This is a genomic window from Streptomyces sp. NPDC012794, assembly GCF_042901085.1.
Taxonomy (GTDB): domain Bacteria; phylum Actinomycetota; class Actinomycetes; order Streptomycetales; family Streptomycetaceae; genus Streptomyces.
Map to the genome: position 1 here is coordinate 50,921 of NZ_JBIBCI010000001.1, position 13,760 is coordinate 64,680.

General features: G+C 69.2%; 15 protein-coding genes and 2 pseudogenes. 4 read left to right on the plus strand and 13 right to left on the minus strand.

The annotated features are described in order from the left end of the window. Positions 1-83 precede the first annotated feature (83 nt). Complete coding sequence (locus tag ACFY7H_RS00225) at positions 84-959, plus strand: glycosyltransferase family 2 protein (protein WP_388930832.1); 876 nt, start codon at positions 84-86, stop codon at positions 957-959. Positions 960-1,364: 405 nt separating this feature from the next. Here the strand turns inward: ACFY7H_RS00225 and ACFY7H_RS00230 are convergent, their stop codons facing one another. Beyond that, positions 1,365-1,877: an erythromycin esterase family protein gene (locus ACFY7H_RS00230; protein WP_388930835.1), complete on the minus strand. Its 513-nt coding sequence runs from the start codon at positions 1,875-1,877 to the stop codon at positions 1,365-1,367. Positions 1,878-2,155: 278 nt separating this feature from the next. Here ACFY7H_RS00230 and ACFY7H_RS00235 point away from each other — a divergent pair, with 278 nt between their 5' ends. Beyond that, positions 2,156-3,775: a serine/threonine-protein kinase gene (locus ACFY7H_RS00235; protein ID WP_388930838.1), complete on the plus strand. Its 1,620-nt coding sequence runs from the start codon at positions 2,156-2,158 to the stop codon at positions 3,773-3,775. 312 nt (positions 3,776-4,087) lie between these two features. On the opposite strand, the gene ACFY7H_RS00240 is transcribed toward ACFY7H_RS00235, so the two are convergent. The 3 genes from ACFY7H_RS00240 to ACFY7H_RS00250 all read right to left on the minus strand — a co-directional run bounded on the left by ACFY7H_RS00240 (position 4,088) and on the right by ACFY7H_RS00250 (position 7,073). Beyond that, positions 4,088-5,341, minus strand: coding sequence for an MFS transporter (locus ACFY7H_RS00240; RefSeq protein ID WP_388930841.1), 1,254 nt, complete (start codon positions 5,339-5,341; stop codon positions 4,088-4,090). Then, the gene (locus tag ACFY7H_RS00245) at positions 5,338-5,877 is read right to left on the minus strand and encodes an ArsR/SmtB family transcription factor (RefSeq protein ID WP_388930843.1); all 540 of its coding nucleotides are present in this window, start codon (positions 5,875-5,877) and stop codon (positions 5,338-5,340) included. Before ACFY7H_RS00245 ends, ACFY7H_RS00240 begins: the two co-directional genes overlap by 4 nt. A gap of 653 nt (positions 5,878-6,530) precedes the next feature. Next, a complete protein-coding gene (locus tag ACFY7H_RS00250; protein ID WP_388930846.1) occupies positions 6,531-7,073 on the minus strand; it encodes a DapH/DapD/GlmU-related protein in 543 nt (180 codons plus the stop codon). 103 nt (positions 7,074-7,176) lie between these two features. Here ACFY7H_RS00250 and ACFY7H_RS00255 point away from each other — a divergent pair. Continuing rightward, a pseudogene (locus ACFY7H_RS00255) lies at positions 7,177-7,924 on the plus strand (IS982 family transposase); the annotation flags it as partial. 2 nt (positions 7,925-7,926) lie between these two features. Here ACFY7H_RS00255 and ACFY7H_RS00260 read toward each other — a convergent pair. Beyond that, positions 7,927-8,448: an NUDIX hydrolase gene (locus ACFY7H_RS00260; RefSeq protein WP_388930848.1), complete on the minus strand. Its 522-nt coding sequence runs from the start codon at positions 8,446-8,448 to the stop codon at positions 7,927-7,929. A 151-nt stretch (positions 8,449-8,599) separates the two neighbouring features. On the opposite strand from ACFY7H_RS00260, the gene ACFY7H_RS00265 reads away from it, so the two are divergent. Further along, positions 8,600-10,087 (plus strand): NAD(P)/FAD-dependent oxidoreductase, encoded by a 1,488-nt coding sequence (locus ACFY7H_RS00265; protein WP_388930851.1) that lies wholly within the window; start codon positions 8,600-8,602, stop codon positions 10,085-10,087. Here the strand turns inward: ACFY7H_RS00265 and ACFY7H_RS00270 are convergent. The 8 genes and pseudogenes from ACFY7H_RS00270 to ACFY7H_RS00305 all read right to left on the minus strand — a co-directional run. Further along, a pseudogene (locus ACFY7H_RS00270) lies at positions 10,051-10,191 on the minus strand (ATP-dependent DNA ligase); the annotation flags it as partial. The gene ACFY7H_RS00265 and the pseudogene ACFY7H_RS00270 overlap by 37 nt on opposite strands. Before the next feature lie 77 nt (positions 10,192-10,268). Beyond that, positions 10,269-10,454, minus strand: coding sequence for a DUF397 domain-containing protein (locus ACFY7H_RS00275; protein WP_388930854.1), 186 nt, complete (start codon positions 10,452-10,454; stop codon positions 10,269-10,271). A gap of 49 nt (positions 10,455-10,503) precedes the next feature. Further along, positions 10,504-10,722 (minus strand): hypothetical protein, encoded by a 219-nt coding sequence (locus ACFY7H_RS00280; protein ID WP_388930857.1) that lies wholly within the window; start codon positions 10,720-10,722, stop codon positions 10,504-10,506. 8 nt (positions 10,723-10,730) lie between these two features. Further along, positions 10,731-10,943 carry a hypothetical protein gene (locus tag ACFY7H_RS00285; RefSeq protein WP_388930860.1) on the minus strand — a complete coding sequence of 71 codons (213 nt, stop codon included), beginning with the start codon at positions 10,941-10,943 and terminating at the stop codon, positions 10,731-10,733. 66 nt (positions 10,944-11,009) lie between these two features. Further along, a complete protein-coding gene (locus tag ACFY7H_RS00290; protein WP_388930863.1) occupies positions 11,010-11,840 on the minus strand; it encodes a helix-turn-helix domain-containing protein in 831 nt (276 codons plus the stop codon). After that, positions 11,837-12,358 carry a DUF6879 family protein gene (locus tag ACFY7H_RS00295; protein ID WP_388930866.1) on the minus strand — a complete coding sequence of 174 codons (522 nt, stop codon included), beginning with the start codon at positions 12,356-12,358 and terminating at the stop codon, positions 11,837-11,839. The genes ACFY7H_RS00290 and ACFY7H_RS00295 overlap by 4 nt, the downstream gene beginning before the upstream one ends. Continuing rightward, positions 12,345-12,536: a hypothetical protein gene (locus tag ACFY7H_RS00300; protein ID WP_388930869.1), complete on the minus strand. Its 192-nt coding sequence runs from the start codon at positions 12,534-12,536 to the stop codon at positions 12,345-12,347. Before ACFY7H_RS00300 ends, ACFY7H_RS00295 begins: the two co-directional genes overlap by 14 nt. Before the next feature lie 109 nt (positions 12,537-12,645). Beyond that, positions 12,646-13,716 carry an ATP-dependent DNA ligase gene (locus ACFY7H_RS00305; protein ID WP_388930872.1) on the minus strand — a complete coding sequence of 357 codons (1,071 nt, stop codon included), beginning with the start codon at positions 13,714-13,716 and terminating at the stop codon, positions 12,646-12,648. Between the last annotated feature and the right edge of the window lie 44 nt (positions 13,717-13,760).

The window sequence follows — 13,760 nt, forward strand, 5'->3', positions numbered from 1 at the left end:
ACAGACGTGTGTGGGAGGCGGTGCCAGGGACATGCCGCGCGACGCTAGCATCGGCACTCTGCCGACCAGTGGAGTTTGCTGCTATGTCGTTGCCGCGTATCGGAGTCGTCATCGTGACCATGGGCACGCGCCCGCGGGAGCTTGAGGCTCTGCTCGCTTCGGTGGAGAAGCAGGATGTCCCTGCGGCGCGCGTGGTTCTGGTGGGGAACGCGACACCCCTCACCGACGTCACGGCGGACGTGACCAAGATCCCGATGGAGGAGAACCTGGGCTGCCCCGGTGGTCGCAACGTGGCGTTGGAGCTGTTGCGCGACTCGGGTGAGGTCGACGTCGTCGTGGAACTGGACGATGACGGCCTACTGGTCGACGACGATGTGTTCCGCAAGGTCCAGCAATTGTTCGTGGAAGACCCGAAGCTGGGGATCATCGGATTCAGGGTCGCTGACGAGCACGGGCACACCGAGCGGCGCTGGGTACCCCGGCTCCGTGCGGACGACCCGATGCGCCGTGGTCTGGTGACCGCCTTCCTCGGTGGCGGCCACGCCTTCTCGATGCCCATGCTCCGGCAGACCGGCTTGTGGGCGGGGGAGTTCTTCTTCGGGCACGAAGAGTCCGATCTGGCATGGCGTGCGCTCGATGCGGGATGGAAGATCCTTTATGAACCCGATCTCGTCCTCCAGCACCCGAAGACCTCGCCGGCCCGGCACGCGGTCTACTACCGGTTCACCGCTCGCAACCGGGTGTGGCTGGCCCGTCGTCGGCTCCCGGTCCCCCTGATTCCGGTCTATCTCGGTGTGTGGATCCTGCTCACCATGGCGCGAACCCGGTCTCTCGCGGGCCTGACGGCGTGGTGGGGCGGCTTCTTCGAAGGCGTACGGACGCCGTGCGGCCCGCGCAAGCCGATGAGGTGGCGCACGGTGTGGCGCATGACCCGGTTGGGGCGCCCGCCGATCCTCTGAGGGGCATCTGAGCGACTGGGAGCCGTTCGAGACCGCCACATAAGCCAGTCCGCCGTACGCGTCGGCCAAAGTGACCGGGGTGTGGTTGCACTGGTGGGTCCAGAGTGGAATCACCGCGCCGGAGCCTCGTGCGACGTGGCGGCCGTGAAGCCAATGCCGTACGGCCAACGGCGCGTCGGCTGCGCTGCGGAGATCACGGTCTGTTCGGGATGCGTGTGCTGTCTGGCGCGGGTCACCCGGTCGGCAGCCTGCTGAGAATCCGGGCTTGGCGTATCGCGTTGGCCGCTTCGGGGATGTTCTTGAGGAGGAAGTCCAACAGCGTCTCGGGGTCGTGGACCAGGCTGCTCGGGGTCGGGGCGCGATCCCGGATATGCCTTGGCGAGCACGCGGAGGGGGGAGGGAAACTCAAGCGCACGAGCGGGTGCCACGCGCCGCAGCACAGCGTCGAGCACCGTGAGGGAGGCCCGCACTGTTGGGGATCAATGCCCACGAAGCGCACCTTCTGGGCTTCGGGTGGCCGCGGTCGTAGGCCCGCATCCACTCGATCACCGCGAGCACCTCATAGGTGCGCCAGGTCCAGAACCCGAGCTCAGCCACGGCCTCCGCGCCATCGCCGACGCCGTGGAGTACGTGGGCATCAACGGCTGGTGCTGCGGATGCGCTCGCTTCCATGGCCAGGACCGAGAAGCCCAGCTCCGTCACCAGAAACTTCAACAGGCGGTGCTCGAGCCGGCAGAACTCACGTGTTCCGTGTGTGGACTCCCCGATGCCCATGACCCGCACGCCGTCGAGAACGCCCTTCAGCGGCTGAAGGTCGCTGGTGGACGTGCCTGCCGTGAGGCTGATCAGCCGTATGGCATTCCGAGCAAGCCAGCCCGTCACTTCGCCAGACACAGGCTTGCGGTCTGCAGGCAGCATGTCTTGAGGCTACCCATGAGAGCGCGGTACGTGAGGTAATGCCCGTCTCGGAGTTGAGATTGGGCATGGGGTGCTGGTCACCGCGGTGGGATGCGGTCAGGGACTGGGCGAACTGGCCAGGCCCGGGTCCCGTGAGGATGTCACGGATGGCCAGGGCAGTCCCCGAGGTCACTCATGGCGTCATCCATCCTTCGTGAAGCCGGCGGCCCTGGCAATATCGTCACCACTTCCGGCTGGCAGTGAACCGAGGGGGCGTCGTGGTGCGGGGAACTCGGGGGTTGCTGATAGGTGAGCGGTACCGGCTCGACCGTATCCTGGGCTCCGGCGGCTTCGGACGGGTCTGGGCAGCGCGCGACGAGACCCTCCAAATCGGCGTCGCGGTAAAGGAGTTATTTCTGAGCGAGGACCTCGCTGAGGCCGATCGCAAGGATTTGCTGCTCCGTGCCGGGCGTGAGGCCCGCAATGCCGCCAAGCTGCGCGATCATCCCAACATCGTCAGCGTCCACGACGTGGTCACCGTGGACGGCGCCCCCTGGATCGTGATGCAGCTCGTGGAGGGCGACACCCTCCACGAGCTGTTGGCCAAGGAGAAGAGGCGCCTCTCGGTGGAGGCCGTTGAGGTGGTCGCCAAGGCACTTCTACACGCCCTGGACGCGGCCCACCAGCAGGGCATTGTGCACCGCGACATCAAACCGGCCAACGTCATGGTGACCTCGCAGAGCCAGATCCTGCTCACCGACTTCGGCATCGCCGTCAACAAGACCGACTCCAAGCTGACCCGGACCGGCCTGGTCATCGGCTCCCTGTCTTACCTCTCCCCGGAACGGGCCCAGGGTGAGAAGGGCGGCCCCGCCGGCGACCTGTTCTCGCTGGGCACCACGCTGTACGAGGCCGTGGAAGGCATCGCCCCGTTCCACCGCGACAACCCAGCCGGAACGCTCCACGCAGTGGCATTCGAGAACACACCACCGATGCGCCGGGCCGGCCGCCTCGAACCGCTCATCACGGCGCTCCTGCAGAAAGACCCGGCCGACCGCCCCTCCATCTGCAAGGCGCTACGGCTGCTCGACTCCCCGGCCAAGAACGAGGAGACGACGTCGGAGACCAAGGGGAGGTCCAAGGCCACGGTATCCTCGACGGCTTTCTCGGGCGCGACCACGCCCGCCCCGTCAGTCCGCAGGACCCGTGCCGGTCTGAGCATCGAGAACAAGACCCAAAGCCGTCTCGGGATCTTCCTGAACGGCGAGCACACAATGATCAAACCTGCCGCGACCAGGACCTACGACCTCGATCCCGGCACCTGCAAGATCAAGGTGAACATCGACGGAAACGTCAGCCCTCCATGCCTCCGCTACCTCAAGGCTGACACCACCGAACTCGTCACGGTTCGGCGGCGCGGCCGCTACGTCCGTTTGGAAAGCCGGGAAGATCCCCCGACATGGACACACCCCGTATCGAATGGCAGAGAGTGGCTCGTCCCTCTTGGTCTGATCACCTCGTTCGCCGTCCTGCTCCTTCTCCTGTACGCGAACCACACTTCCACTGCCAACTCGGTCAGCGAGGATCTGAACGGCGACATCTCCCACGCCGCGGTGGAGGACTGCGTGCACCACGTCAGCCCGGATGCCGACACACCGGAGGCGGGCAAGTGGGTTGAAGTCCCGTGCTGGTCCGCAGCCACGAAATACATCGTCAACCACCGGCTGGCCTCGCGGGACACCCTGCCTGGGACCACCCGCTTAATTAATCCGGACAAGAAGACCGGCTGCGCCAGTCACCCCTACTGGGCGCGCCGCGCTATCTCACTGAACGTCCGCCCCGAGGGTCAGATCGTTCACTTCGAGGGTCCGAACGCCGAGTCATGGGAGCTGTGCGTATCCCCACACTACAACGACTGAGGGTGCTGTCCACCATCTGGCACCCGGCTTGTCATCACTCGACGGTGTGACCTTGGCGCATGGTCGCCGGTCATACGTTCGTGATTCGCTTGGCTCCTGGCCTGCGCATGCGCTGGTCGTACTTGAGTGACGTCTGAGTGGCATTTGCGGGGCATTCTCACCGAACCCGGCCTGTTCGCTCAGTCCCGCACCTGAGTAGCCAGTCCGCCCCGCCGACCAGGACTCCTCACCCAACCCAAGCACCGACCGGACATCAGGTCACGTACCGCACTCTGAGATCACCCCTGAAGAGGACGAAGGTGCCGGAGAGATTCAAAGGGCGAGCTTGTCCTCGGCCGGGGCGGCGGCACGCAGCGCCGCTGCGACCCGGCGGTTGCTGGTCATGGACGCCGTGACGGCCGTCATCCCCAGGAGGAGGCCGGCGGCGGCGTAGAGCGGGGTGCGGATGTCGTAGGCGGTGGCCAGCCAGCCGCCGAGGAAGGCCCCGGCCGGGGCGGCGCACATGGCCAGCATGCGGGAGGTGGAGGCGACCCGGCCCATGAGGTGGGCCGGGACGACCGCCTGCCGGAGGGAGGGCCCGAGCACCATCGTGGCGCCCATGCCCGCCCCGCAGACGGCGAGCGCCAGCCCGGCCGCGTACGGGTTCGGGGCAGCGGCCAGGCCCAGGATGGCAAGCCCCTCGACGACGGCCGTGCAGGTCAGGGCGGTGCCGGTGCCGAGCCGTCGGCCGAGGCGGGAGGCGATGCCCGCACCGATCAGGCCGCCGGCGGCCTCCGCCGTGAGGAGCAGGCCGAAGCCGTAGGTGTCGATGCCGAGGCGGTCGTGCGCGAAGAGGGCGAGGACGGTCTCCACCGCCAGGAAGGCGACGTTCCCGACCGCCGGGCGGAGCGCGAGCCCGAGCAGCAACCGGTCCCGGAAGACGTACGAGGCCCCGGCACGCGCCTGCCGGAGCAGCGACTCGCGGACCTCCGGCACGGGCCGGGGCACGGCGGGCAGCGTACGTACGAGCAGGGCGGAGAGCAGGAACGACAGCGCGTCGGCGAGCAGCGGAACCGCCCGCCCCAGCGCGAGCAGCGCACTGCCCGCAGGCGGCCCCGCGAAGCCGGACATGGCGGTCTGGGCGCCGCGCAAGCGGGAGTTGGCGCGCTCCAGGAGTGCCGGGTCGCGGCCGAGCAGGTCCGGCAGGTAGGCCGTGGCGGCCGTGTCGAAGAAGAGTCCGCCAAGGCCGAGAAGGAAGGCGACGGCCGCGAGCAGCGGAATGCTCAGTACGTCGAGCACGGCCGCTGCCGCCGGTATCGCGAGCAGCGCCGCCCGGGCCGCGTCCACGACCCACATCGTGCGCCGGCGGTCCCAGCGGTCCACCAGCGCACCGCCGAGCACCCCGAACAGCAGCCACGGCAGCGTTCCGGCGGCCGTGACGACGGCGAGCGTCATCGGATCCCGCGTCAACGTCAGCGCGAGCAGCGGCAGCGCGGCATGCGACACCCCGTCACCGAGCGAGGACACCGTCTGCGCGGTCCAGAGCCGCCCGAAGCCGGCTGGCAACTTCTTCTCGCTGGAGGTCACTTGACGTCCCCCTCGGCCCGGTCGCGCGGCGCCGGGCGGAACAGCGCGAAGACGAGTGACGCGTCCGGCAGCGACGGATCGGACAGCTCCCGGTACTCGTCCGCCAGTGCCGCCAGCCGCGCCCCCAGCTGCGCGAACTGCTCTTCGGTGAGCCGCAGATGGGCCATCCGTACGTGCCGCTCGGCATCCAGCGGCGCCGCCTCCAGGTCCGCCACCGCATGGCGCATCAGCACGTCCGGCCCTCCCTCGCCCGGATCCGGCAGCACGATCGACCGCGCGGCCATCGCGTAGTACCGCTCGGTGACGCCCCGCACCTTCCGTGTCCGTACCACCTTCACCAGGCCGGCCCGTTCCAGCAGCCGCACGTGATAGCTGGAACTCCCCTTGGCGAGCCCCACCCGTTCGGCGATCTGCGTGATAGTCGCCGGCTCGAAGCGGAGCACGGCCATGATCCGGTGGCGGGTGAGGTTGGAGACGGCGCGCAGTTGCTCGTCCGTGGTGACGTGGAACGTCTCGGGAAGAACATCGGTAGGCATGCGAGCAATGGTCAACGTTTCTTGACCATTAGGCAAGGGGTTTCGAGCGGGGCTCCGCGATCCGCCGTCCGCTCGTCGTGTCCGCGCCGCCCGCCTGGGGGCGTGAGTCTCCGAACAAGCCCCCTGCCTGGCGCGCCGGTGTGCCACGATGGCCGCCGGGGAGGCGTGATGTAGTACGTGGGGCCGGGGGTGCTCATCGCGGTTGCTCTGGCTGTGGCGATGAGTGGTGTGGTCGAGCTGCTCACCGGATGGATCCATCCGTGGGAGCGAGCCCGGGTCCAACGGCTCGTGCCCCATGGAATAGGCCAGGTGCTGACGGGAAGCGGCCTCTGCTGTTTCTTCGGTCTGGCCGCCTTCTCCCCGTCGGGGAGCGCCTTCCCTTCACTCATGGCAGCGGGCGCCGGGCTCTTCCTGGCCGGAACCGTGCTGGTCGGCGTGTCCCGGTTGCCATGACCGCCGGGCCGTACCGGAGCCGAGCTGCCGATGGTCGCGGCGGCGACCGTGACGACCGGGCCCAGATGATCAATTCCAAGGGGTCGGTGAGTGAGGTGATGTCTCTTGCCCCCTGGCTTCGGGGGGAGACTCCAGGCTTCCGATGCGGTTCAGGGTTTAGGGCTGCCCGGAGTCGGGCTCGGCGTGGCCTCGAAGAGGCGTCACCACGTTCGGCGCACGGTTGCCTTGTCGCCGGTCACCAGGCTTGCGGGTGGAACGTCATCGGCCACGACCGCGCCGGCGGCGACCACGGCGTCACGGCCGATGCTGACGCCGGGCAGGATCGTGGCACCGGCGCCGATCCACACGTTCTCCGCCACGTCGATGGGTGCGCCGGTGAGGTACAGCCGCCGCTCCTCGGGATCAACGGGGTGGCCGCTGGTGATGAACGTGACCTTCGGCCCGATCATCACGCGCTCGCCGAGCCGGATGCCGGCGTAGTCCAGGAACGTGCAGTTCTGGTTGATGAAGACGCGCTCGGCGAGGTCGAGGTTCAGGCCGTGGTCCGTGTAGAAGGGCGGATAGATCGTGGCTCTCGGCGGCAGTGGCCTGCCAAGGATTTGTTCGAACAGTTCCGCCTTGCCCGCTTCGTCTTCGAAGGGCAGGACGTTCAAGCGGGAGGTGAGCTCGGTGACTCGCAGTACCCTGGCGGCCATGGCCTGGAACTCGGCGCTGTGGATGCGCATGAGACGGTCGCTGGACATGCCGTGATCCTTTCTGTGAACCGGTGACTGGACAAGACTCACCCGACGATCGGAGTCACAGGGTGCCGGCGGAGACGAGAACGAGGGCGCCCAAGATCGTTTTGTGACGAACAACCTGGACACCCTCGCAACGGCACTCTATGTGAAGACCGACGACCTGCTGAAAGCGTCTCCGCATCTGGCGCTTTGGCGTCCGGCCCTGGGGATCGCCCCGCAGCTCACCGACGAACGAGCTGGTCACGCTGGCGATGATGCAGGCCATGCTCGGCTTCACCTCCGAGGCCAAGTGGCTCAGCCACGCCCGCTCCCACCTGCGACAGCTCTTCCCGTACCTGCCCCAGCAGCCCGGTTACAACAAACGCCTGCGCAAGTCCGCCGGGCTGCTGCGGTATGTCGCCCGCTTCTTGGCCGCCGAGACCTCGGTATGGAGTGACGACGTGTGGATCGTGGACTCCACACCGGTGGAGTGCGGCCGCTCACGCGAGACCGTCAAACGCTCCGACCTGGCCGGATGGGCCTAGCACGGATACTGCGCCAGCCACAGCCGATTCTTCTGGGGCCTGCGGCTGCACCTGGTATGCACCCTTCAGGGCGTGCCCATCGCCTTTGCCTTGACCGGAGCCAAGGCCAACGAACGCGAGACCCTGCTTGACCTCCTGGCCGCCGAACCGGACCTCATCACCCGCCGTCCCGGACAGACCCTGATCGGCGACAAGAACTACTTCGGCCGAGCATTCGAACGCGAATTCGCCGAACAGAGAGTCCAGTTGCTGCGACCGGCACGCAAGGGCGGACGCCATCGGCCCGGCGCCCGCCTGTTCAAACCCCTGAGGCAGATCATCGAGTCGATCATCTAGCGCCGGTGGGTGGGGTAGTCGTGCGAGGGCACGTGGGGGAGGGATGCGAGGTCGGGGCGCCAGGCGCGCAGGACCGCCGCCGAGGGCGGGTAGAGGCTGCCGGGGATCTCCTCGGGGGCGAACCACCGCCAGCGGGCGATCTTGTGCGGTTCGGTGACGGCGGGGCTGCCCTGCGCCGAGCGGGTGAGCGCGGCCACCGTCACCCGGGTCGGCGGCGTGGGGTGCGCGGAGATCTGGACGGCCAGCAGCTCGATGTCCGCGGGGTCGGCCCGCAGGGAGGTCTCCTCGGCGAGCTCCCGGGCGGCGGTCCGCTCGAAGTCCTCCCCGGGATCGACCTTGCCGCCGGGCAGTTCCCAGTTGCCGTCGTGGGCCCGGCCGAGCAGGACGCGGCCGTCGGGGCCGAGCACGATCAGGCCGACGCCGACGATCGCGTTGGGCTGCGGGACGGCCCGCTGGGGCGGGGATCCGGCTTCGGTACGGGACGCGGCGGCGGGTGCGTGCTCGTGTGGGCTGGCCATGGGGTCATTTTCGCCGGTCGGGTGGCGGGGCTGCCCGCGGGACGGCCCCTTCCGGCCGGTCCCGGACGCGTGTGCGAGTTTCGGCCGGGGTGTGCTCGTGCAAGCTCTGCACGGTCAGATCGTCATACGGAACGCCGGTACGGGGGACGCCATGGCACATGTGCTGGTCATCGGCGGGGGCATCGCGGGGCTCGCGACCGCCCTCCTCTCGGCCCGCCGGGGACACACCGCCGAGGTCTTCGAACGCGACACCCGCGCCCCCGGCACCGCCCTCGACCGCGACTTCTTCGGCTGGCGCCGCCCCTCCGTACCCCAGGCGGCCCAGCCGCACGTCCTGCTCGGCGCCGCCCGCAAGCTGCTGCGCGCCGAACTGCCCGACGTACACGCCGAGATGCTCCGGCTCGGCGCCCGCGAGCGGCACGAGCTCGACTGGTTCGACGTACGGCCTCCCGCGCGCCCGGGCGACGAGGACCTGGTCACGGTCCAGGCCCGCCGTATCGTGCTGGAGAGCGCCCTGGCCGGCGCCCTGCGCGCGGAGCCCGGCGTGCTGGTGCGGTACGGGGAGCCGGTCGCCGGCCTGACCGCGGAGCGGGAGACCCGCGCGAAGCCGTGGGTCAGGGTCACCGGCGTCACCACCCCGGGCGGCACCTACGCGGGTGACCTCGTGGTGGACGCGGCAGGCCGGCGCGGAGGCTCCTGCGGCCTGCTGGCCGGGGCCGGCTGCCGCCCGGCCCCCGTCGAGCGGCACCGCACGGGCCTCGCGTACTTCTGCCGCTGGTACCGGCTGCCCGGGGGGACCGAGGAGGGGCCGCGCCGGCCGTGGACGGTGACCGGCGGGGCCTTCGCGGGCTGCGCGGTCTTCCCGTCCGACAACCGGGTCTTCGCCGTCACCGTGTTCGCGCACACCGGGGACCCCACCCGAGCCGCCCTGCGCGACCCGGCCGTCTTCGAGGCCGCCGCCCGGACCTTCCCGCCCGGCGCGGCCTGGCTGGAGCTGGGCGCCGAGCCGCTGTCGGGGGTACTGGCCACCGCCGGTCTGGACAACCGGTGGAGCCCCCTCGCCGACGGGCGGGGCCCGGTGGTGACCGGGATGGTGCCCGTCGGGGACGCGCTCACCCACACCAACCCGACCCTGGGGCAGGGGACGTCACTCGCGCTGTGGGCGGCCGACCGGGTGGCCCGGACGGCGCACCGGAACACGGGGTCCGCCGACTTTGCCGCCGGGTACCACGGCTGGGCGCTGCGCACGCTGAAGCCCTGGTTCGACCTCCAGGTCGGGGCCGACGCGGCGGTCGGGGAGCGGCTCGCGGCCGGGGGAGCGGGCCGTGCGTGCGGGGCGGCGGCCAGGGCGCGGGAGGCGGCCGCGCTGTTCGAGTGCGCGCTGGAGGACCCGGAGGTGATGCGGGCGCGGGCCAGGGTGCGGCACCTGGCCGAGGCGCCCGGGCGGGCCTACGCGGACCCCGCGGTCCGGGCGCGGGTGGCGCGCTGGCTCGCGGACCGGCCCGGCTGGGTGCCGCACGCGGTGGGGCCGTGCCGTGCGGAGTGGGAGGAGCTCACCGCGCCGCCCCGCGGCGGGCGGGCGGCTCACCTGGGGACGGCCCCTCAGCCGGGAGTGCCCAGCACCTCGGCGAGGTCGTAGCCGACGACCTCCTCCAGTTGGGCGTACGTGCAGCTCCCGGGGGTGCGGTCGGGGCGCCAGCGGGCGAACTGCGCGGTGTGGCGGAAGCGGTCGCCCTCCATGTGGACGATCCCGTACGGCTATCGGGTCACGGGAAGCAAGGGCAACTGGCGGCCAGTGCCCGACACGGTGCCGCTCGTTTCTAACGTCGCCGACCGTAGGACTTGGTCGCCGGTCGATGTCCCTCACCGGATGATCGAAATGCTTCCCACGCGTCCGGGCCGATCTTGGCGAGGGTCACGCACGCCTCGCCGTCCGGGTGGGTGCTGCCGCCGCACGCCTTGGAGAAGGCGGCCGTGTCGATGTCGAGCGCGTACAGGTCGGTCATCGTTGCCCTTCCTGATCATCTGACGGCCCCGTGAGGCCGTCTCCCGCCCTCAGTGGGCGGAAGTCTCCGTGACCCTCATGGCCTCGGCGATCTGCTCCACCACGTCAGCGGGCAACATCCCCAGATGCACGTACGGGAGGCCGTTGTAGGTGACCGTGGGGCGTATGCCGCTCCATGCGGCCTCAGGGATGCCGAGAGCGGCGAGGGCGGCGCGTATGGATTCGGCGGCGCCCGTGGCCTTGGTGCGGCCGTCTCGCCAGGTCTGCATGTCCACTGTCAGGCCACCGCGCTCCGAGCGCTGGGGCACTTGTTGTGCCGGTAGACGACGGCGGGTGCACCCGAGGAGCGATCGACCGTTCCCCGGCGGACGGGTTCGAGCGGCTTCACCGTCCGGGAACAGGCGGAGCACGTGCGCCCGGGGGCGTAGGTCAGGTACTCCCACTCGTCCCGGTCGAACTCCGGAACCTGCTCCTGCTTCGCCTTTGCCATGTCGCACCCCTCGCGGTCCGCCGTCGCTGCGTCGGCAGCAATAGTGACCAGTGGAGATCAACGTTCCTAGCCTGTTTCCTGTTCCGTCAAAAATCCGTCTCGGACGCTCTCGACGAGGCTCCGCATTCCGTCCCCCGACAGGGCTGTTTCCTCGAACCCCTCGAACTTGCGGACGTACACCTCTACGTCTCGCGGATCGGTTACGACTATCTCAGCGTGCACCGTTTCGACGGTCACCATCCGGTCGTCACGGATGACGAAGGCGTGGTTGGCGATGTCCGTCTGTGGGGCGGATAGCGGTACGACGCTGATGTCTACGTGAGCCAAGCGGGACACGGAGACGATCCGGTCGAGTTGTGCGGCCATCATCTGCGGCGAGACGATCCGCCACCGGAGCACGGGTTCGGTGATGACGAAGCGGAGCTTCTTCGTGCTGTCGAACAGCACGGCTTGCCGTTCAAGCCGTCCGCTGATGGTGCGGGTGAGGGCGTCCTCGCTCAGGTTGTGGCGCTGAAGGATGGCCCGGATGTACTCGGGTGTCTGAAGTAGTCCGGGGACCAGGGCGGGTTGGAAGAGTTTGAGCGTGGCCATCTGAGCTTCGAGGGCCTTCGTGGCCTGCTGGCCCTTGTGAATGCCGGCCCGTTTGAGGAGGCGCCATGCGGTGGCCTCTGTGGTGGCTGCGCGGGCTGCTTCTGTGTACTCAGCCTTGATGGCGTCGGATACTCCGAGGGCCGTGAGGATGCGTTCAACGTCCGTGGCGCTCGGCAGGAGGTTGGCGTTCTCAATCTTGGAAAGCTTGGACGGAGACATGAGGGCGCTACGGGCTACCGCTTTGGCTTCCTTTCCGGATGCTTCTCGCAGTGCCCGCAGCGTGGCCCCAAGCTGTACTTTGTTCACTCGCCGTACTTGGCCCACCAGTCGGTGAACGGCTCCGCGTGCGCGAGTGCCGTTTCCCGGTAGGCGACGAACCGCTCCGCTTCGGTGGCTGGCAGCACCTGGGCGCCCTGGAAAGCGCCTTGGCCGTCGTAGCTCATGACGGCCGTGTCCGTGGAGTCGAAGAGCCAGAAGTCGGGAGCACCTTCGAGCGGGTTCGGTGCTTCCGTCACGTCGAGGATGAAGAACTCTTCCCCGCCGGTCATGTTCGTCCGGTAGCCCCACCCCAGTTCGAAGCGGAGGTAGTCCGTGAGGGGCCGTTTGAGGACGTGCACGCGGTACACCCGCTTGCCCTCGTGGACGAGTCCCCGGAGTTCTTCGACCCAACCGGCGTTGTATCCCTCCGGCTGCGGCTGGCCGGCCTGGAACGCCCGGTAGACGTCCACGTTCCCGGAGCCGCTGTAGTCGTCCAGGGTCTCCAGGCGGAACGCCTCGTGCCGGAACCGCTCGAAGAGTTCGGCGAGGGTGCTAGATGAGGCCATCGGCAATGGCCTTCTTGATCAACTCGACGGGGATCTCCACGAGGGTTTCATGAGCGGGAATCTGGAGTCCGTGGTCGGTAGGGGTCTCCCCTTGGACGAGGAAGGTGCCCCTGTCGGTCGCGTAGAGCGTCGGGCAGTCCTTGAGGTCACAGGTGCTGATCAGCTTGGTCACCTTCATGGCTTCCGGTTCCCCTCTCCCGTGCGGTGGAGCGCCGCGTTCGATGCTCCCGAGTCCGCGACCCCGGGGTCAAGCGATCACGGTTGAGAGAACGGGAAACCGGGCGTGTCTACGTGTCCTTCAAGCCGAGGACCTCGTCCAGGTCGTAGCCCGCCACTTCGTCAAGCTGGGCGTACGTGCAGCTCTCGGGGGTGCGGTCGGGGCGCCAGCGGGCGAACTGCGCGGTGTGGCGGAAGCGGTCGCCCTCCATGTGGTCGTACCGGACCTCGCAGACCCGCTCGGGGCGCAGCGGCACCCAGGAGAGGTCCTTCTTCCCGGTCCAGCGGCTCTGGGCGCCGGGCAGCCGGGCGCTCTCGTGCGCGGACTCCTCGGTCCAGGAGGCCCACGGGTGGCCTTCGACGTCCGGCATCCGCAGGGATTCGAGCTCCGTGACCAGTTCGGCCCGGCGCTTCATCGGGAAGGCCGCGCAGACGCCCACGTGCTGGAGGGCGCCGTGGTCGTCGTACAGGCCGAGCAGCAGCGATCCGACGATCGGACCGCTCTTGTGGAAACGGAAACCGGCGAGGACGACATCGGCCGTACGCTCGTGCTTGATCTTGAACATCAGACGGGCGTCGGGCCGGTAGGGGAGATCGAGGGGTTTCGCGACGACCCCGTCGAGCCCGGCGCCTTCGAACCGCTCGAACCACTCCCGCGCGAGCGCGGCATCCGTGGTCGCGGGCGCGACGTGGACGGGGGGCCGAGCTGTGGAGAGTACGCGGACCAGGGCGCTGCGGCGTTCGGCGAGCGGGGTGGCGAGCATGGAGTCGTCGCCGAGCGCGAGCAGATCGAAGGCGACGAAGCTGGCCGGAGTGGTCTCGGCCAGCAGTTTCACCCGGGAGGCCGCGGGGTGGATCCGCTCGCTGAGCCGGTCGAAGTCGAGCCGGCCGCCGTGGACGATCACGATCTCCCCGTCGACCACGCAGCGGGGCGGCAGGCTCTCCTTCAGCGCCGCCACCAGCTCGGGGAAGTACCGCACCAGGCTCTTGCCGGTACGGCTCCCGATCTCCACCTCCGCCCCGTCGCGGTACACGATCGCCCGGAAGCCGTCCCACTTGGCCTCGTACTGCATGCCCGGCGGGATCGCGCTCACCGACTTGGCGAGCATCGGCTTCACGGGCGGCATCACCGGCAGATCCATACACAGGATTCTGCGGCGGTACGTCCGGGCCCGCCCGGTGTGCG